Genomic DNA, 19,941 nt, shown 5'->3' on the forward strand with positions numbered 1-19,941 from the left:
AAAATGATAATATAAAAATACCGTTTCAATCTATGTTACTTGTTTTTCTTCACGTATTATTCTTCTAATACTATATTCAGTAAGATAAAACTCCTCAGTAAGCTCTTTAACAGAAACTCCTTGATTATACTTATTGAATATTTCTCTATTTCTTTGCTTTAGACTATTTCTTATACCACTGTTCTCTCCCCAAGATTTTTTACTATCTTCTTTTCTAGGTATATATAAATAGCCACCATCTATATATTGTTGAAGTAATTCAACTATATCCTTTGGCAATATATTCTGTGCTTTTTCGTATCTCATAACATTTGCTCCTATCTACTCTTATTTTTGTAAATAAAGAAGCAAAGCCTACACAAAAATATTTAAGCCTATACTATCTATTTTATATTCGGCTCCGAACAAGACATTGTTCTATATATCTCTATGCAGTCTTTGCACGGAGCCTACTATCGCAACCATTGTCATAATGCATACGCCTCCCACTTTGGTTAATAATTCATTTTATAATATATTATAACATTGTAATAGTTTTGTATACAATCTTAGTTTTATATTTAACTTTTTAAGATAGCCATAGAGTATACAATACTTTCTGTATACTCATACTTATATTAAATTTATTTTCCTATATTTTCGCTAGCTGGTGCATAACTCTTATCCATGGTAAAACCACGTCCCTTGACTTCATTAACTCTACTGATAATCATAAATGCCTTTGGATCTATAGCCAAAACAAGTTCATTTAGCTTTGGAAGTTCTCTATTTGAAATCACAGTAAGAACTACTAAATTATCATTATGAAAATACCCTGTCTCTGCTTGAATCAAAGTTGATCCTCTGTCTAAATTCCTAATAATCATTTGGTTAATTTCCTCGTATTTATCACTGACTATTTTTACTTGAGTACGAGATTTACCAAGCAACAACACTTTGTCCAATACCACTGTATAAATTAGCACTAACAAAAGTCCATAAAGCACTTGTTCTTTATTTGCAAAAAGCATCTGTGATATTAAAATAGTAAAGTCAAAACCATACATCACTACAGAAACTGACAGCCCAAACTTTTTATTTAATACTAGTGGTGGTATATCCATACCTCCAGTAGAAGCCCCTGCTTTTATTACAATTCCAATACTAAATCCAATCATAAGACCAGCATAAATTGTTGAAAGCAAATGATCAGAAGTCATATGCTGTAAAGGTGAAATTTTCTGTAAAATACCTAAAATAAATGGATAATAAAAGGTACTAATTAGTGTGGTAAGTGCAAAGGCCTTTCCCAAAACAAGTGCACCTAAAATAAACATACTTATATTAAAAACAGAAACAAATACAGTAATAGGAAGACCAAATTGATGGTTAAATATCAATGCTAATCCGGTGGTTCCACCTGTAATTAACCCATTTGGTAAAATAAACATAGTAACAGCCAAAGCATAAATTGTATTACCTAACAATATCAATGCTATTTTTTTCAAAATTTTCAAATATCTCTTATTCATTTAACTCTACCCCTTGATGCTATTCTTTTCATATTTTGTAACATAACTTATATTATATATCAATCCTTGTAGTAATCAAACCACTAATTAATACACTTGTCTTTCAATAAACATTACTTTTCTGATTATTTTTTATACAGCAAAATCATTTTTCTCATATCTATTAAAAGTGTAATAATAAGATAGTGTAAACATCATAAACTGTAAAGAATATATAACCAAGCGTTCTGTTAAACCTAAAATATTAAGTTGCATCCCCATTCCTATGGGATTAGTTGCTCCTGTTATCGTTATAATAATGGACATTATTATAACAAAACTTCCGAGTTGTTTTATTTTTTCTTGCTTTAAGTATCCAACTGCAAGTATAAAACCAAATGCAATTGTAGTAAATACTACTGCAACCGTTACTATGATGTGCATACTATTTTGAAAATTCATAACCTTTTTATTGCCTGTCAATGGAAAAAGACTATAGCCAACCATTGAAATAATCTGCATAATCATCATTACAATATATCCTACTCGTGTCACTAAGTGATATTTTCTAAAAGATTTAATTATAAGTCCTGCCACAAATAAAATTGTACAAATACCATATGCATTTGTAAAAGTTTTAAGTAATACAGCATTTGGAGCACCGACTGCTGTTAGAGAACTAATATCTGTTGTAATTGGATTATATTCTTCCCATAGTAAATTTCCAAGAATAGTATGTAGCATATATGCAATTACACCAACCATCCCCAATGGCATAGTTATTTTTTCAAATTTTTTCATTAATTACTCCCCCTCTTGTTCTCTACTTTTATTAATCTAAATTGGTTTCAAATATTCACATATAAAATTCACATTTCTAAACATCTTTCTAATAGCAGGTGCTGTGTCAGCACCATTATTTACAGCATGTGCGTATTCAACAGTTATAGCTAAAAGAGCATAATTATATTGATCAGCTACCAATTGTAAATCAACATCTCTAATTAGATTTTTCTTCTTCATAATTCTCAAAACATTGGCAAAAAATTTTGATTGCTCACCAATCAAGTTTTCTAACATTAGTTTCTTTGCTTTTTCGTTTCTAAACTGCTCTGTGTATACTATTCTGGCAATAGTATCTATGGTAACATTTAAAGATTTTCCGAATCCCATAAGTAACTGCTTAAAAACATCTTCAATAGACATGTAATTTAGCATCTTATCGATTTCTTCTTCACTAGGTTTATATGTAATTAATGATTCAGCTAAGTAATCTAATAGACTACTAAGAATTTCTTCTTTACTTTTGTAATGGTTATATATAGAACTTTCTTTTATTCCTACTTCTTTGGCTATCTCCCTCATAGATACACCATTATAGCCCTCTTTAGCAAATAAATTTGCTGCTACTTCAAATATTTTTTGCTTTGTATTTTTTTTCACTTCACTATTTTGCATAAAACCTCCTAATTACCCGCTCACGCTTTACTATCAATTATTAGTTTATATTTCCATAATACTATCATTTGTTAGTATTGTAAACTCATAGTATATTGCATTTTTTATTAAGAAAAGTTTTAATTATGCACAAAAATAAGAAGTAGAATTAATTCTTTCATAGAATTCTACTTCTTACTTTCATTTCAATTACTTTAGCTTTTGGTTCTGTAAAAATATATATTAAAAATTTATATCCAAGTCAAAGGATAATTGTCTAATAAATTCTTGCATAAGATCTTGCTTGTTTTTCCAAAATTCTTTTGCTTTAGGTGTAATCATAGGATTTACACTTAATGTTTTATAAGAATACTTTAAAATATGTTTGTATGTCTTTTCAAAGGATTGTACATCTTGAGAACCTTCCATCATGCAATCCCATACCACAGATAAGGCCCCTGTTTCATCAAGTAAATCAGCTTCCATTAATATAATTAATTCTAATGGAGTATCACTAATTTTCATCAATTCTTTATTAGAATGATTTTCTACAAGATATGTAACAAAGTTAATAAAATCAGGCTTGTATCCATTTTCCTTTAAATATTTATCACATAAAACAGCACTATTTTGTGCGTGAGTTGAATTATCCAAAGAAAGAGCATAACCTATATCATGAAATATTGCAGATACCAATACTGCCTCTTTATTAATACAAGTTTCTTCCTCCATAAGTCTCTGTGTCCATATTAATACGCGCTTAATATGCTCTGAACGCTTTCTAAATGGAAAGTATCCAATATTGAAAACCTCTCCATCATTATCTTCTAAATATTGTTTTACATATTGAAACATCTCATCATAAATATTGCCTTTCATCTTTATACCCCTCAATCAATCCAACTTTCTAATTTACATTTTTTAATTTATTTAATAGTAACATAATGGCAGTATTTATTTCAATGTAGCATATTCACTGTAAATATTTATATATTTAAACATAAACATATAAATATATAAATAATCTTAACTATATACATAGATATATTTTCAATCTACAAACAAGCTTATTTTAACTTCAACGTACCTAATTTACTGAGCTTACACAAAACTCACTTAGTTGTAATAAAAAAGAAAAAGTGGTATAATTATTTTTGGAATCGTTTCCAAAACATGAGGGGGGATAGTCTTGAAAAAAATCAATAAAAAATCTGCAATTATAGGCTCATCTGTTTTGCTTGTTGCTCTTATAGCTGGCGGTGGTTTTTACCTTAACTCTAGAACAATAAAAATAAATGGATCTACTGTTATAATTCCAGATGGAAAAAACAAAATTTCAGTGCAAATATGCAGTAATGACATTGTAAAAATTGATAATCTAATCAATGGAAAAGAAGGTACTCACACCGCTGTTGTTGGTGATAATCAATGGACACCAGCAAAGGTTACCATTGATAAATCTTCAAATCCAATTACTATGAAAACAGATACGATGACAGTAAAAATTGATAAGTCAACTCATAGGGTATCAGTTTTTAATGCTAAAGGAGAACTTTTAATAAAAGAACAAGATGTTAAAGATGTATACAATAAAGGTGTTCAATTAAATCATAATTCTGAAGACAAATTTTATGGAATAAGTGGCTATGATAACACTGAAGATGCTTCTGCTAATATTTTAAGAAGCAATGAAGTAGAAGTTGCTGCTGGTAAACAAGGTCATTGTGGTGGTCCCTTCACTTGGAGCACCAAGGGATATGGTGTTTTAGTTGATTCAAATGGAGGTACTTTCAATATAGATAAGGATACCTTAAACTTTACAGATTCATCAAGAACTGATACAGAATACTATGTATTTGTAGGTACCCCTACTGATATTATGGGAGCTGTATCAAAAGTTTCAGGTAAGTCACCAATGTATCCTAAATGGGCAATGGGATTTACTAACAGTCAATGGGGAATTGATGAAAAGCAGTTGATTGACATAGTAGATACTTATCGTAAAAAGAATATTCCTATAGACAATTATACCCTTGATTTTGACTGGAAAGCTTGGGGAGACGATAACTATGGAGAATTTAGATGGAATGATACAAAATTTCCAGATGGAACTTCAGGTAAACTAAAGCAAATGATGGATCAAAAAGGAATAAAACTTACAGGCATAATGAAGCCTAGACTACATCTAGATACAGTGGAAGGAAAATATGCTACAGATAATAAACTTTGGTATGGTGGTGATTCTTATTCTAGTAATAATGATTACTTTTCAGGTAAACCAGTAAGTGATCTAAACTTTTCACTTCCAGCTGCTCAAAAGTGGTTCTTTAACAACTGTAAAAAGGCAATTGATACAGGTATATCAGGCTGGTGGAATGATGAAGCTGATGAGCTTGATGATAATATGCAATTTATGAATATGCAAAAATCATTATATGAAGGTCAAAGATCATATAACGATAAGAGAGTCTGGTCTATAAATAGAAATTTCTATTTAGGATCTCAACGTTATGGTTATGGAATGTGGTCAGGTGATATTTCAACAGGCTTCTACTCCATGGCAGCTCAAAGACAAAGAATGTTATCAGCCATTAATCTTGGAGAGCCTAAGTGGGGTATGGATACTGGTGGATTTAATGACGGAGATCCAACACCTCAAAACTATGCTAGATGGATGGAATTCAGTGCCTTTGTGCCAATTTTCAGAGTTCACGGAAATCAAAATCAAGTAAGACAACCTTGGGTATTTGGAAAAACTGCTGAAGCTGCTGCTACAAAAGCAATCCGATTAAGATACAGTTTAATCCCATACATTTACTCTTATGATAGAAGAGCCTATGAAGGTGGAGTCGGTTTAGTAAAACCTTTAATATTTGATTATCCAAACGATGATAAGGTTGCAAATTACGTTGATGCTTGGATGTTTGGAGATTCCCTTCTTGTGTCTCCTGTTGTTGATGAAAATGCAACTAGTCAAAAGATTTACCTTCCTGCTGGAACATGGACAGACTACTTCACTGGAAAAGTTTATCAAGGTGGTCAAACTATAGAATATGCAGTAAACAAAGATACTTGGGATGATATACCTCTATTTATTAAGAGTGGAGCTATAATTCCTAATCAAGATTATCAAAATTATGTAGGTGAAAAACCAGTTACTAATATGTATGTTGATATATTCCCTGATACACAAAAAACAAACTTTAATTATTACGACGATGATGGTGCAACTTATAAATATGAAAAAGGTGAATACTTCAAACAAACTATATCTGCACAAGATAAAACAAGTTCCGTACAGGTAGATTTAAGTGACAAGACTGGTAGCTTTACACCTAATACTAAATACTACATTTTAAAAATTCATAATAGAAACAGTTCTGATGTAAAATCAAATAATACATCATTGAAAACTAAAACTTCTTATAGTGAATTATTAAATAGTGACGAGGAATGTATCGCTTCTGGAAAAGATGTTTACGGCGATGTAACCTATGTAAAAGTTAAAGTTGGAAATGCTAATACTTTAACTTTAAATGGTAACAAAACAAAGTAACTATCCTGATTTAAAACGCTAATAATATTTTAAATTAAGCAAAAGAGCGTATTGTAAATACGCTCTTTTGTGATATATTACTTATATTCCTTTACTTGTTCTTCACCATTTAATACTCTAAGCACACCTTGAGCTAAGGCAAGCATTTCATCCTCACCTGGATATACGACTATAGGAGCAATAAAAGATACCTTTTCACTAATTAAATTTACAATAGGTTTTCCATATGCCATGCCACCAGTTAAGATTATTGCATCAACTTCACCATTAAGTACTGCTGCAGCCGCACCTATATCCTTTGCAACTTGATATCCCATAGCATCATGAACTAACTTTGATTTTTCGTCACCTTCTAATGCTGCTTTTTCAACAACTCTTGCATCATTTGTACCAAGATAAGCTACAAATCCACCTTGACCTGTGATTTTCTTTAGTATTTCTTGTAGTGTATACTTTCCACTAAAGCACATTCTTGCTAAATCACCAGAAGGAATTCCACCACTTCTTTCAGGAGAAAAAGCGCCTTCACCATCAAGTGCATTATTGACATCTACTATCTTACCTTTTTTATGGGCACCTACAGAAACTCCTCCACCCATATGAGCAACAATAACATTTACATCCTCGTATCTCTTAGAATTCTCCTTTGCATATCTCTTAGCTACAGCCTTTTGATTTAATGCATGGAAAATACTCTTTCTAGGTAATTCTGGGGCTCCAGATAACCTAGCTATTTCCTCCATTTCATCTACTACTACTGGATCTACTATATATGCAGTTTTTCCAATAGATGTAGCAATTTTATTAGCAATTATGGCTCCTAAATTTGACGCATGCTCTCCTTTTGTTGGATCTTTCAAATCACCCAACATAACATCGTTTACATTGTAGGTACCACTAACTATTGGCTTTAAAAGTCCACCTCTTCCTACTATTGCATCCATTTGTTTTACATCAATATTATTATCCTTCAATACCTTTAAAATAATATTAGTACGAAAATCTTCTTGATCAGAGATATGCTTAAACTTATCAATTTCCTCTGTAGTATGTCTAAGTGTCTCTTCAAAAAGTTCCTTCTCACCTTCATAAACAGCAATTTTAGTTGATGTGGAACCTGGATTAATTATAAGCAGTTTTTGATTCATTTATTTTCCTCCTCTGTGCTTCTACTAAAAATAACTTTTAGTCTTATCTAACGTTTTAGCAGATATAGTCTCTACTCGTTTTTAGATTATACAGTGCAACCACTAAATTTTGCAAGTCTTTTTCTTAATATTCTTCTATTTGAATTTTTACATAATATTTTTATCTTGTTGTACCTGCCATAAATTCTCTATAAATTTATTGTATTTTAATATTAGTATTCCCCCTTAATAATCATAAATATTCTAAAATTTATGCACTATCCACATTAAAATATTTAGCAGGGGACTGCTGTACTCCTCTAGATATTTAAACTTTTTAATTATATATTTAAGTAAAATAGCATATGCATTCTAACACATATGCTATTTTCTATTAACACTTACCTATATGTAGCTATTCCATAATAATGTTTGTGAATAAGTCACAAACATTCTACCTCTTTTACCAACATTTAAGTGGAACAACTCTATACATATATTTAGTAAACATATATCTCATTTATAACTTTACTTTAACTATCTCTAATTAATGATGAAATAAACGTATTCCTATAAACGCCATAGCTATATTATATTTTTCGCAAGTCTCAATTACATTATCATCCCTTACAGAACCTCCTGCTTGAGCTATATATGAAACTCCGCTCTTTTCAGCACGTTCTATATTATCACCAAATGGGAAGAAAGCATCTGAACCTAATGCAACATCTGTCAAATGTGATAACCACTCTTTCTTCTCTTCCTTTGTCAATATCTCTGGTTTCTCAGTGAAAATATTTTCCCATACTCTATCAGCTAATACATCCATATGATCCTCTGATATATAAACATCAATAGCATTATCTCTGTCTGCCCTTCTTACTCCTTCTTTGAATGGAAGATTCATAACCTTAGGATGTTGCCTTAAAAACCATATATCAGCCTTATTCCCTGCTAATCTTGTGCAATGAATTCTAGACTGTTGTCCTGCACCTATACCGATTGCTTGCCCATCCTTAACATAGCATACAGAATTTGATTGTGTATACTTTAATGTGATTAGTGAAATAATTAAATCCCTTTTAGCACTATCAGGTATCTCTTTATTTTGGGTTGGAATGTTTTCTAACATATCCTCTGTTATCTTTACATCATTTCTTTTCTGCTCAAAGGTTATTCCATAAACATCCTTTGTTTCTATTTCAGCTGGAACATAATTTTCATCCATTTGTATAACCACATAAGTTCCCTTACGTTTATTTTTTAAAATTTCTAAAGCAGCTTCTGAATAAGATGGTGCAATAATTCCATCTGAAACTTCTCTTGATAAAAATCTTGCTGTTTGCTCATCACATTCATCAGATAAGGCCACAAAATCACCATAAGATGACATTCTATCTGCACCTCTTGCTCTCACATATGCTGTAGCAATATCTGATAGTTCTATACCTTCAACAAAATATACCTTCTTCAAAGTTTCAGTTAAAGGAACAGCTACAGCAGCTCCTGCTGGGCTTACATGCTTAAAGGATGCAGCAGCAGCTAAGCCAGTAGCTTCCTTTAATTCCTTTACAAGTTGCCAGCTATTAAAAGCATCTAGAAGATTAATATAGCCTGGATTTCCATTAAGAATTTTTATAGGAAGCTCTCCTTCCTTTGCATAAATTCTAGCTGGTTTCTGATTTGGGTTACAACCATACTTTAATGTTAATTCTTTCATCTAATTTATACACTCCTTTTTAAACAAGAAAAAGCCCACCATCCGGACTTTTTGCCCAGACGGTCGGCTTACTTCTGTTATACTTCATGTGGTTAATTCCACTTCCGTCAGTCGTATAACTCTATAGAAAAAATATCATTTATAGGCTTATTTGTCAATATATTAAATAACTAGTTTTGTAATATAAACGTAAATTTGTATACAAACTAATCATCATCATTTTAAACAAATACTTTACTTCTGGCTATATCTTAATTTACTATTTTTCATAAACAATATCTTTTTAAACTATATATAAATTTATTGTAGTAATGATAATACACTATTAGCTGAAGAGTTAGCTTGACTCATCATTGACATAGCTGCTTTGCTTAATATACCTGATTTAGCAAAACTCATCATTTCCTTAGCCATATCTACATCTCTAACCTTTGATTCAGATGACTGTAGATTTTCACCAGTATTATCATCAATGCTCATTGTATGCTCTAATCTGTTTTGAATTGCACCAATATCTGCTCTATATTGAGATACTTTATTGATGGCACTCTCAAATTTATTTATTCCATCTGTAGCACCACTAACTACATTAACTTGATCTACTCCTAGTGCTGCACTAGTAGCATTAACTCTTTTAATTTCTAAAGTTTCGCCTTGGTTTGCTCCTACTTGTACTGTTAATGGCTTAGTATCATCTTCTTTAGGCCAAACCACTTTAAAACCAGTTAATGGTTGGTCTTTAGCTGTAACGCCACTTTCATTAATAACATCTTCGGCATTTAAAGCACTTCCACCATTATCACTACCTGCTATTGAACCTGTGTCTGTTTCATCTGCCCCCCAATTTAAATGAATACTATTAGTTATATAATTGCCTACATTAGATGCAAAATCGGTTTTAAAATTAGCATATGATGTTGAACCTGTTCGAGTTCCAATTGAATTTTGTAATACAGTTGTAGCAGATGTACCTGAAGAATCAACTTTTATGTCGTTGACTACATCCTTTAAATCTTTACCATTGCCTTTTAATTTATTTTCAACATATTTTGTTATTAAATATCCAGCAGAATAGTCTTGATCATCACCATTCCATGCTGCTCCATTTAACAAATCATTTGCCCTAGATATCAAACTATTCATTTTAGTTGTATCTATGCCTGTTTGATCAGATTTTCCGATTACTGATTTTAATCTTTCATCTGCTCCTGAGGTAAATTCTGCAGTACCTTCAACAAACCATAATGCATTATTAGTATGCATATCATTCATCTTTGTGGCTCCTAAAACCTCATCCATTACTGCATGAGTCATTTCATGAGCAATAACTCTATCTGCATAGTAGCCCTTCCCTTCAATTGTTTGGCCATCTTGACCTGAAGCAGGGTTAAAATCAGCTAAATCAATATGAAGTTCAAGATTTCCAGTTGGTCCACCTGCATGTGCCAATTCCCCATAAGGTGTTCCTTCATCTAAATAAATATTTAAGTTTGAACTTCCTGTTCCCTTGATACCATATGTGTTAAAAATACGATCTTCTGCTTTCTCTAGCCAACCGCCTTTTAATCCCTTTATGATATTATCAGCGCTAACTTTATTACCTGCAGAAATACTAGATTCATTTAAAAGATGTATTTTATTAAATTCTGTACCATTCGCAATATCATCTATTCCCTTTTTGATTTGATCAATTTCTTTTTGTATTTGCTTTTTATCATCATCTGTTAATGTACCATTATTAGCTTGAACAGATAGTTCTCTCCCCCTTTGCAAATACTTATGAATTTCATCTAACCCTCCTTCTGCTGTCTGCGCAAGTGAAATTCCATCTTCAACATTTCTACTCCCTTGATCTAAACCCCTAATTTGAGCTCTCATCCCTTCTGAAATACTTAGTCCAGCGGCATCGTCTGCAGCTTGATTAATTCTCAAGCCACTTGATAATTTACTAATAGACTTTCCACTATTATTTTGGCTAATAGTATAATACCTATGCGCATTAATGCCTGCATTCATACTTATTTCCATACTTGTCCTCCTTTAAAACGATTTAATATATAGCCCCCCTCTCCTCAATGTTAAGTTACTTTTCTTTGCTGCCTAAACAAAACAACTTTACTTACATATAAGGAATACAATTACATTATCGATACACTTATCCAAAACATTAGTTGCCTTATGATGAATAATTTCCCTCAAAACATAGCAAATTTCAGCTTCATTTGCTATACATCTACATGTCTATATTGAACTTTGCTTATAAGAAGTGATTTGATTAAATTAAATTCAATCAGTTTTTAAAAAAACAAATTGTAACTTTAACAATTAATAGGCTGTAAAGGCACATTTTGTTTTACAAAATAATAATAAATACCTGTTGAAATGCATATCCAACAGGTATTCTATTCTAATAATATAAATTATTAATACTTACTTATCTTTAATCTTTCTTAAATAACTTCATAATGTCGTACCACATAACTGAGATTACTGCAATTCCAACTACTATTCCTAATTGCATAATGCTTAAGGGAGCAAGATTTAAAAATATAGAAATAGGACTGTATAAAATCACAGCAAGTCCTACTATTGTACCTATGAATATTGCCCACATAACTTTATCTTTTTTTAGGTTAGCAACAGATTCATAAGCCAAGTTTTTATTTGAACTGTTTACTTGTACAAGCAATAAATTAGCAATCATTATTATAGCTAATCCCATTGAACGAGCTGTAGCTGCTTCCTGTGGATTCTGCTGCAAGTATAAATAATAGGTTCCAAATGAAGCAATAAATAGTACCATCCCTTGAAGTACACTTCTTAATAATAAATTTGGTGTCAATATATTTTCCTTTGCATTTCTAGGCTGTCTTTCCATAATATCATCTTCTGCAGGCTGCCTTTCCAAAACTATTGAACAAGTTGGGTCAATTATTAATTCAAGTAAGACAACATGTACAGGCAACAACAATAATAGTGAAGATTCTACACCAAGAAGAGGTGCTAATAATGAAGCAAAAGCAATTGGTATATGAATTGTGAAAACATACCCCACAGCTTTTCTGATATTATCATATATTCTTCTGCCATCTTTAATTGTATCAACTATAGTAGAAAAATTATCATCTAATAGAATTAAGTCTGCTGCCTCTCTTGAAACCTCTGAGCCTCTTTTCCCCATAGCAATTCCAATGTCTGCATATTTTAAAGCTGGAGCATCATTTACTCCATCTCCTGTCATAGCAACAACTTCTCCAATTTCTTTAAAAGCTTTGACAATACGCATCTTATGCTCTGGTACTACTCTCGAAAATATACTTACAGTCTTTATTTTTTCTCTAAGTTCATCATCCTCCATATTATTTAAATCATCACCTGTGATAATCTCATCACTGTGTGGAATTCCTACTTGCTTTGCAATTGAACTTGCAGTGATTCCGTTGTCTCCAGTGATCATTACAACTCGTACTCCTGCCTTTACGCACCTCTGTATATCTTTATTTATTCCATCTCGAGGTGGATCTGCAAGTCCTACTAAACCTAATAATTCTAATTTGCATTCATGAATAGTGGATGGTATATTTTCTACATCATTTACCTTCATTTTTCCTATAGCAATTACCCTTAGACCTTTAGAGGACATTTCATATATTTGATTCTTTACCTTTGTAAACTCATCTGCTGATAATCCACAAAGAGTTAATATCTTTTCTGGAGAACCCTTTGCTGCTATCACAATTTCTTCTGGCGACTTCCAAACATGACCCATCATTTTATTCTCGTTAGTAAAAGAATATTCAGTAATTAGCTCTCCGCTAAATAACTCTTTTTTTGTAATATTATTTTGCTCACAATAATCTACCATAGCCTTTTCCATAGGATCATAGGCTTCTGTCTCACAAGCCATTCCCATTGCTTTACTTAAACTGTATATATCATTATTTAATGACCAACACTGCTGTACTTTCATTTTGTTCATTGTGACGGTGCCTGTTTTATCAACACAAAGCACTGAAACAGCACCTAAAGTTTCTACAGCTGGAAGTCTACGAATAAGAGAATGTTTCCTAGCTAATCTCCAAGCTCCCATAGATAAAAATACCGTTAATATAACAGGAAACTCTTCGGGAATCATTGCCATGGCAAGAGTTATTCCTGATAGTATGCTTTCAATAATTCTATCCTTAAAAATGTAATCATGTAAGTTCATATAAGTTATACCACAGACCAACATTAATAAAACTGCAGCAATTATTGCACATACTTTAACCAATTTACCGGTTTGCTTTTCCATAGGGGTCGGTCTATCTGGGGCATCTGCAATATTTTTGCCTATCTTTCCATATTCAGTTTCAGCACCTATCTTATCTACCAAGATGATACCACAACCTTGAGTAGTTAATGTGCCAGCATAACAATAATTCTTCTTCCAATAATCCTTATTATCCTGCTCCTCAATTACCTTCCATACTGGCTCTGCTTCACCAGTTAATGATGATTCATCCACACAGAGATCATTAGCCTTAATAACTGTTCCATCTGCAGGTATTTTTACACCTTCTGTTATTATCATCAAATCTCCTGGTACCAAATCCTCACTACTTATTAACTGTTCTTTTCTATCTCTAATTACTGTTATATGTGGTGCTGATAAATTTTTCAATGCTTTTAATGTCTTGTCTGTCTTCCATTCCTGAATTACATCAATGCTAATTATTCCAACCACAAATACTAGCATTATGGCTCCATCACGAGGTTCACCAAGGATAAAGTATATTATGGCTGCTACAATAAGTAGTAGAAACATTGGTTCCTTTAATACCTCTATAATTTTGAGAAAGAAATTTTCTTTTTTCTCTGAAACTAGTGCATTCTTTCCATACCTTTCTTGGAGCTTCCTAGCTTCCTCATTTGTTAACCCTTGCATTTGATTTACTTTTTCTTGTTCTGTCATAAAAAGTTACCTCCATTTTAATTCCTGACCTTATCAAGAATATTTTGTTTGATAGCTCTATGGCATTGCATCTTTTTATCTTGTGCTATACTGTTCTGAAGGTAAATAAAAAAATACCTATAGAACAATATACTATACTGTCCCACAGGTATTTGTATCCTGTTGCCTTTTGGCCCGGCTCCATGAACATATGTAATCATGGCCTGATCAGTTTGTACTGTAGATTTATATGCAGTGCAAAGAGATTTTATATATTTATATGCAGCCAAGACAACTTGTGTACTCATTTTTTCACTCTAATATATAAATATTTTAACTAGAAGTAATTAAGTTTATCTAGTCTATTTTCCTTTCCTAACTAAAAATATCTGGGGCATATTTTAACTTGTTATTTACCTCCAAATATCTAATTTATAAAGCTAATAATAAAACTTGATCCTTTTCCTTCTTCACTTATAAGTTTTATTTCTCCTCTTTGTTCTTCAACAATAGTTTTAGCCAAAGATAAACCTATGCCTATGCTCTTTGGATTTACAGAGTTCTCTCCTTTGTAAAACCTTTGAAAAATTTTTGTTTGCATATCTTTAGGAATACCTGGTCCATTATCATTTATATAAATTTTAGTAATAAGCTTTCCTCTATCCACTTTAACAATAATCTCCCCATTTTCACCTGTATGCTCAATAGCATTCTTTACAATATTAGATATAGCTTCTGCTAACCATTCTCTATCATGCTTAATTTTCGAATCTAAATCTCCAACAATAGTTAAACATTGGTTTCTATTTTTAGCTGTTGCTTTTAATGAAGATACTGCAATATTAATTGTTTCTTCTATTGACTGATTTTCTACTCTGAAGTTAATAGCTCCAGCTTCAAGTCTGCCGACCTTCAATAAATTCATTATAAGCCATTCCATTCTACCAAGCTGTTCCTCACACTTGTTTAAAAAATTCACTCTATCATCATATGGCATATTCTCATTTTCTCTTAATAAATCATTAAACATAATTAAGGATGCAAGAGGTGTTTTTAATTGATGCGATATGTCAGATAGAAAATCTTTTAGATACTCTCTTTCTTCTTTTAGCAATTCAATAGAATTGTTAACCCTATCTCCCATGTAATTTAAAGAAGAGATTAGCATTGCCATCTCTCCTTCTTCAAACCTACCTTCAATTCGTACATATTTACCATCTGACATAGTATTGGTTTCCTTTACTATCTTTTGTATCTGAGAAAATACATTCTTCATTTCTCTCATAAACAGCAAATACAGAATTACAACAAAAAATATATAAATTGGTATAAATGCCATCAGTATTTCTTTAAAAAAACCATAGGTTATATCATTGCTTTCTAAGGCAAGCTCCTCATCATAACCATAGCTTTTTAATAATGCTTTTGCCTTGCTTAGTTCATCCTTAGATTTTACTGTATAGAAATTTCTAATTAAATCTTTTGGCTGCTTATTCTCTAAGGTCTCTGCTAATACTATTGCATTTTGATTTACTAAGATCTTATTTATGCTTTTTACTATAGTTAGTGATAACAAAAATATACTGACCGTACCTAACAGTAAAATTATTATAAATTTAAACGTAATTCTTTTTACCTCTGGATTGGTATAAAATCTTCTTAAATTCATCTTTCTTCACCTATCCACTTATATCCAACACCTCGTACAGTTTCTATATAAGGGTTATCCTTATCTTCTCCAAGCTTTTCTCTTAGCCTTTTAATATATACTGTTAGAGTTTTTTCTTCTATAAAATCTCCTTCTATATCCCAGAGTTTTTGAAGTAATTGCACTCGAGTAAGCACATTACCTTTATTCTCAAAAAGTAGTAACAATAACTTATACTCCACTGAAGTTAACGCTATCTTTTCTGATTGCTTATACACCTCATACTTTAGAGGCAATATAGTTAAATCCCTAAATGCAATTTTATCTGAATTGCTATCTTCCTTCTTTTTTCTTCTTGCCACTGCATTAATTCTAGCAATAAGCTCCCTTACTCTAACAGGCTTGGTTAAATAATCATCTGCTCCCATATCAAGTCCCAGAACAATATTAACTTCTTCATCACAAGCAGTTAAAAATATTATAGGGACATCACTACCTTTACGAATTTCTTTGCAAAGATCATATCCACTCCCATCAGGCAGAGTAACATCTAATAAAATCATATCTATCTCTAAATCTTTATAAGCTTGTCTGCCTTTTGCTAAGGTATTAGCATGAATTACTTCAAACCCTTCATTCTTTAATGAATACTCTATTCCCATAGCCAAAGTCATATCATCTTCTACTAATAAAATCTTCATAATTTCCTCCTAGACTCTAAGTACATAAAAACTCTAATGCTATTCCTAGTATAATCTAAAGAGGGAGTATTTAAAAGTTATTGCTTATTCTTCGTCACTTATTCCTTCAACAATAGTAAGTTTTTTTATTCTCTTTAATGGTGCTAAAGTGGATAAATAAGTTACCAAAATTGCACAAACTATAGATAAAATAAATGGCACAACATCAAATTTATATTGTAACTCTGCAAGCCCTGACACTAGCTTTACCATCACTTCCAAAAGTATAGCTGAAATAACACCTCCAAATACAGCTGCAATTATTCCATAGAGAGTCCCTTCTAACATCGCACTCTTTCTAAGTTGTTTTTCAGTCATTCCAATAGCCTTAAGTGTTGAAAATTCCTTCTTTCTCAATAAAAGATTTGTAGAAATAGTATTAAATATATTAACTATAGATATAATAGTTATTATTATAATGAAACAGTAAACAAAGAAACCTATTTGTTTAAATATGTTATTAACATGATCTACTTCTGCTTTCATATCTGCAAACATATAGTTAGTATAAGCTTGTGTACTTTGAAAATAATCTACTGCTTTTATCCTATCATTATTGTTATCAAAATCAAAAAATAATCTTGTAGGTTCAGATTTTCCTATTAACTTGCTATATAACTCTTCATTCATCATTAAACCTGCACCATCTACACTATAACCATCAAATGGTTCTCTATCTGCAATAGCTATTATAGGAAATTCATAAAATTCACCCTTATTTATAGCCATTGAAATTTGACTTTTCATATCTTCATCCCATTTTTCATAAGCGATTTCTTTATCTTCCAACTGATTATAATCAGTATATTTTTTTATCTTTGGAATTTTTATTATGTCTCCAACCTTATAATTTGTGACTCTAACAGTATCTAATTCTCCGTTTTTATTTCTTTTTTGAGAACCATCAAGAAGAATTACTCCTCCATTTTTCAAGGCTTCTTTATCAAACTTTCCTTTTTTAATATATTTCTCTGCTATTTGAAGTTCATTTAGTTTACTAGAAATTATTTTTGCCCCTTCTATTTTAGTATATCCAGCACTTTTATATGTTTTATCATCAAGAGAATTTTGGGTTTTACTACTGTATTCCTCATTTATATATTGATTATTTAAAACAAAATCAATATTAGAAGTCATATAATCATACCTATTTTTCAAGAAATCTTTAGTTTCCAATTCTTTAATCTCTTTATCTGAAAAAACAGGCTGTGAGCCACCTTTAAATAGCCTTGCTTCATAAGATGAATTAACAAACTCTTGCGAAATAGATTGTTTTGCATAATCTATGGTCCCATAAAACACATTAAACATTATAATAGAAATAGTTAAGGCTAGAGTCGTCACTATAAATCTAAAAGGAGTTCTTCTAATATTTTTGTAAGCAATACTACCTTCAACTCCAAATAATTTAGATACTATTCTCCCCTTTCTTCTTTTAAGCTTACCTAATTTAATTTCATTCTTATTTCTCATTGCATCAACAGCTGATACTTTTTTTGCTTTTCTAGCTGGTCCAATCAAAGATAAAAATATAGTGATACTTACTAAAACTGCTGTTATTAATATAATTATTGGATAGAATCCTACCTTAAAGTTATCAAAATATACTAATTTATCACCAATAAATAACTTTATACCATACTTAAGAGAAAAAAATCCTATTAAACAGCCTAAAGGAAGCGCAATCCCCCCCATTAAGAATCCTTCTTTAAATACAATTCTTTTTATTTGTTTTGGTGTAGCTCCAATAGCCTTTAATATACCAAAATATCTCATCCTTTCTATAACTGATATGTTAAAAGAATTATAAATTACAATGATTGTACTTATCATAATCATGCCAATAACAAATATAGATATATATTCTAGGCCTTCTGCTTTAAATTGATTTCCTCCATTTTGAGTTAAATATAAAAGTTGACTATTATCATGTTTAGTATCATCACTTACTTTTATATTTGCTTGTGATATTATCTTTTGCACAATTTGTTGTTTATGCTTTTCACTCTTTAAATTTATACTTAGATTGTATTTGTACTCTGATTCTAATCTTGTACTATCAAAATATGAATATATACTAATTCCACGATAATATTCAGGCTGGGTAACTCCAACTATTTTAAACTTCTTACCTTCTCCACCTTTTGTAGTCAGCGTCAAAGTGTCTCCTAATTTAACATTAAGACTCTTTGTATTATAAGTATCTATTATTATCTCATCTGAGGCAGATGGAATCCTACCTTGAACTAATTTTGATGTAAAAATTCTTTCATAGTACCCTTTATCAACATATATAACTGCAACTTGCCTTTGTTGATTTTGTTGCAATAAATAATATAGAGTATCAGAATTTCTCTCTATTGCTGTATTCTTAACTTCTGCATTATTCACAACTTTTTCTGCTTCTTCTTTACTTAGATAATTTAATTGAAACTCAAAATCTCCTGTATCCTTCTTGGCACGTTCAATCATTGCATCCCTAAAGCTTAATAGAAAAGTTCCTATAGCAAAAAGTAAAATTGTAGCTAAAGTTATACCCATTATGGTTAATATAGTTCTTTTTTTGTTTTGCTTTATATATCTTGTAGATATTTCACTATAACTTTTCATTTGAACCTCCTACTCAACTACTTTTCCATCTTTTATTTTAATGATTCTATCTGCATTTTCAGCTATAGATAAATCATGGGTTATAACTATTGCTGTTTGATTATACTTTCTAATTGAAAGTTTCAACATCTCCATGATTTCCTTTGAAGTTTCACTGTCTAGGTTTCCTGTTGGCTCATCTGCTAAAATTATAGCTGGTTTATTTATCAAAGCTCTTGCTAAAGCTACTCTTTGTTGTTGTCCACCTGAAAGTTCTGAAGGTAGATGATTCAATCTATCCTCTAAACCAAGAGTTTTTACTAAATCCTTAAAATATTCATCATCAACTTTTTGATGGTCAAGTAATGCTGGCATCTTTATATTTTCTTCTACAGATAAAACTGGAATCAAGTTAAAAGATTGAAACACAAAACCAATCTTCCTTCTTCTAAATATAGCTAAGCTCTCTTCTTTCAACTTGTATATATCTTGATTATCAATAATTACACTCCCATAGGTTGGACGATCCACTCCTCCAATTTGATGCAACAAAGTACTCTTTCCAGATCCACTGGCACCTACTACTGCTACAAACTCACCTTTGTTTACCTCAAGGCTAACATTATCTAGAGCAACAACCTTATTGTCTTTCTTTCCATAAATCTTGCTTAATCTTTCAGTTTTTATTACAACCATTTTAA

14 protein-coding genes and 2 riboswitches are annotated in these 19,941 nt (G+C 31.2%); of the genes, 1 reads left to right on the plus strand and 13 read right to left on the minus strand.

The window, feature by feature from the left end; genetic code table 11:
• Window positions 1-30: 30 nt before the first annotated feature.
• From OCU47_RS12375 to OCU47_RS12395, 5 genes are all read right to left on the minus strand, one after another.
• Window positions 31-306 (minus strand): CD3324 family protein, encoded by a 276-nt coding sequence (locus tag OCU47_RS12375; protein ID WP_261828908.1) that lies wholly within the window; start codon window positions 304-306, stop codon window positions 31-33.
• 317 nt (window positions 307-623) lie between these two features.
• Window positions 624-1,511 carry a YitT family protein gene (locus OCU47_RS12380; protein ID WP_261828909.1) on the minus strand — a complete coding sequence of 296 codons (888 nt, stop codon included), beginning with the start codon at window positions 1,509-1,511 and terminating at the stop codon, window positions 624-626.
• A gap of 132 nt (window positions 1,512-1,643) precedes the next feature.
• The gene (locus OCU47_RS12385) at window positions 1,644-2,291 is read right to left on the minus strand and encodes a DUF998 domain-containing protein (RefSeq protein WP_261828910.1); all 648 of its coding nucleotides are present in this window, start codon (window positions 2,289-2,291) and stop codon (window positions 1,644-1,646) included.
• A gap of 36 nt (window positions 2,292-2,327) precedes the next feature.
• A complete protein-coding gene (locus OCU47_RS12390; protein ID WP_261828911.1) occupies window positions 2,328-2,948 on the minus strand; it encodes a TetR/AcrR family transcriptional regulator in 621 nt (206 codons plus the stop codon).
• A gap of 222 nt (window positions 2,949-3,170) precedes the next feature.
• Window positions 3,171-3,806 carry an HD domain-containing protein gene (locus tag OCU47_RS12395; protein WP_261828912.1) on the minus strand — a complete coding sequence of 212 codons (636 nt, stop codon included), beginning with the start codon at window positions 3,804-3,806 and terminating at the stop codon, window positions 3,171-3,173.
• 310 nt (window positions 3,807-4,116) lie between these two features.
• Here OCU47_RS12395 and OCU47_RS12400 point away from each other — a divergent pair, with 310 nt between their 5' ends.
• Window positions 4,117-6,483 (plus strand): TIM-barrel domain-containing protein, encoded by a 2,367-nt coding sequence (locus OCU47_RS12400; RefSeq protein ID WP_261828913.1) that lies wholly within the window; start codon window positions 4,117-4,119, stop codon window positions 6,481-6,483.
• A 77-nt stretch (window positions 6,484-6,560) separates the two neighbouring features.
• On the opposite strand, the gene buk is transcribed toward OCU47_RS12400, so the two are convergent.
• The 8 genes from buk to OCU47_RS12440 all read right to left on the minus strand — a co-directional run bounded on the left by buk (window position 6,561) and on the right by OCU47_RS12440 (window position 19,936).
• Complete coding sequence (gene buk / locus OCU47_RS12405) at window positions 6,561-7,631, minus strand: butyrate kinase (protein WP_261828914.1); 1,071 nt, start codon at window positions 7,629-7,631, stop codon at window positions 6,561-6,563.
• A 526-nt stretch (window positions 7,632-8,157) separates the two neighbouring features.
• Window positions 8,158-9,330, minus strand: coding sequence for a phosphoribosylaminoimidazolecarboxamide formyltransferase (locus OCU47_RS12410; protein WP_261828915.1), 1,173 nt, complete (start codon window positions 9,328-9,330; stop codon window positions 8,158-8,160).
• Between the two features lie 46 nt (window positions 9,331-9,376).
• Window positions 9,377-9,455: riboswitch (ZMP/ZTP riboswitch) on the minus strand.
• A gap of 175 nt (window positions 9,456-9,630) precedes the next feature.
• On the minus strand, window positions 9,631-11,358 hold the full coding sequence (locus OCU47_RS12415) for a flagellinolysin (RefSeq protein WP_261828916.1): 1,728 nt from the start codon (window positions 11,356-11,358) through the stop codon (window positions 9,631-9,633).
• A 412-nt stretch (window positions 11,359-11,770) separates the two neighbouring features.
• The gene (locus OCU47_RS12420) at window positions 11,771-14,284 is read right to left on the minus strand and encodes a cation-translocating P-type ATPase (RefSeq protein ID WP_261828917.1); all 2,514 of its coding nucleotides are present in this window, start codon (window positions 14,282-14,284) and stop codon (window positions 11,771-11,773) included.
• Window positions 14,285-14,419: 135 nt separating this feature from the next.
• Window positions 14,420-14,505: riboswitch (NiCo riboswitch) on the minus strand.
• 185 nt (window positions 14,506-14,690) lie between these two features.
• A complete protein-coding gene (locus OCU47_RS12425) occupies window positions 14,691-15,932 on the minus strand; it encodes a sensor histidine kinase (RefSeq protein ID WP_261828918.1) in 1,242 nt (413 codons plus the stop codon).
• Window positions 15,929-16,612 carry a response regulator transcription factor gene (locus OCU47_RS12430; RefSeq protein WP_376778038.1) on the minus strand — a complete coding sequence of 228 codons (684 nt, stop codon included), beginning with the start codon at window positions 16,610-16,612 and terminating at the stop codon, window positions 15,929-15,931. Before OCU47_RS12430 ends, OCU47_RS12425 begins: the two co-directional genes overlap by 4 nt.
• An 84-nt stretch (window positions 16,613-16,696) precedes the next feature.
• Window positions 16,697-19,261, minus strand: a complete 2,565-nt coding sequence (locus tag OCU47_RS12435) for an ABC transporter permease (protein ID WP_261828919.1) — start codon at window positions 19,259-19,261, stop codon at window positions 16,697-16,699.
• A 9-nt stretch (window positions 19,262-19,270) separates the two neighbouring features.
• Complete coding sequence (locus OCU47_RS12440; RefSeq protein WP_261828920.1) at window positions 19,271-19,936, minus strand: ABC transporter ATP-binding protein; 666 nt, start codon at window positions 19,934-19,936, stop codon at window positions 19,271-19,273.
• Window positions 19,937-19,941: the final 5 nt, after the last annotated feature.

This window comes from Clostridium sp. TW13, assembly GCF_024345225.1.
GTDB classification, from domain to species: Bacteria; Bacillota; Clostridia; order Clostridiales; family Clostridiaceae; genus Inconstantimicrobium; species Inconstantimicrobium mannanitabidum.

Coding starts and splice junctions, on each gene's coding strand:
- OCU47_RS12375 (WP_261828908.1), bottom strand. CDS start 306: ATGAGATACGAAAAAGCACAGAATATATTGCCAAAGGATATAGTTGAA.
- OCU47_RS12380 (WP_261828909.1), bottom strand. CDS start 1,511: ATGAATAAGAGATATTTGAAAATTTTGAAAAAAATAGCATTGATATTG.
- OCU47_RS12385 (WP_261828910.1), bottom strand. CDS start 2,291: ATGAAAAAATTTGAAAAAATAACTATGCCATTGGGGATGGTTGGTGTA.
- OCU47_RS12390 (WP_261828911.1), bottom strand. CDS start 2,948: ATGCAAAATAGTGAAGTGAAAAAAAATACAAAGCAAAAAATATTTGAA.
- OCU47_RS12395 (WP_261828912.1), bottom strand. CDS start 3,806: ATGAAAGGCAATATTTATGATGAGATGTTTCAATATGTAAAACAATAT.
- buk (WP_261828914.1), bottom strand. CDS start 7,631: ATGAATCAAAAACTGCTTATAATTAATCCAGGTTCCACATCAACTAAA.
- OCU47_RS12410 (WP_261828915.1), bottom strand. CDS start 9,330: ATGAAAGAATTAACATTAAAGTATGGTTGTAACCCAAATCAGAAACCA.
- OCU47_RS12415 (WP_261828916.1), bottom strand. CDS start 11,358: ATGGAAATAAGTATGAATGCAGGCATTAATGCGCATAGGTATTATACT.
- OCU47_RS12420 (WP_261828917.1), bottom strand. CDS start 14,284: ATGACAGAACAAGAAAAAGTAAATCAAATGCAAGGGTTAACAAATGAG.
- OCU47_RS12425 (WP_261828918.1), bottom strand. CDS start 15,932: ATGAATTTAAGAAGATTTTATACCAATCCAGAGGTAAAAAGAATTACG.
- OCU47_RS12430 (WP_376778038.1), bottom strand. CDS start 16,612: ATGAAGATTTTATTAGTAGAAGATGATATGACTTTGGCTATGGGAATA.
- OCU47_RS12435 (WP_261828919.1), bottom strand. CDS start 19,261: ATGAAAAGTTATAGTGAAATATCTACAAGATATATAAAGCAAAACAAA.
- OCU47_RS12440 (WP_261828920.1), bottom strand. CDS start 19,936: ATGGTTGTAATAAAAACTGAAAGATTAAGCAAGATTTATGGAAAGAAA.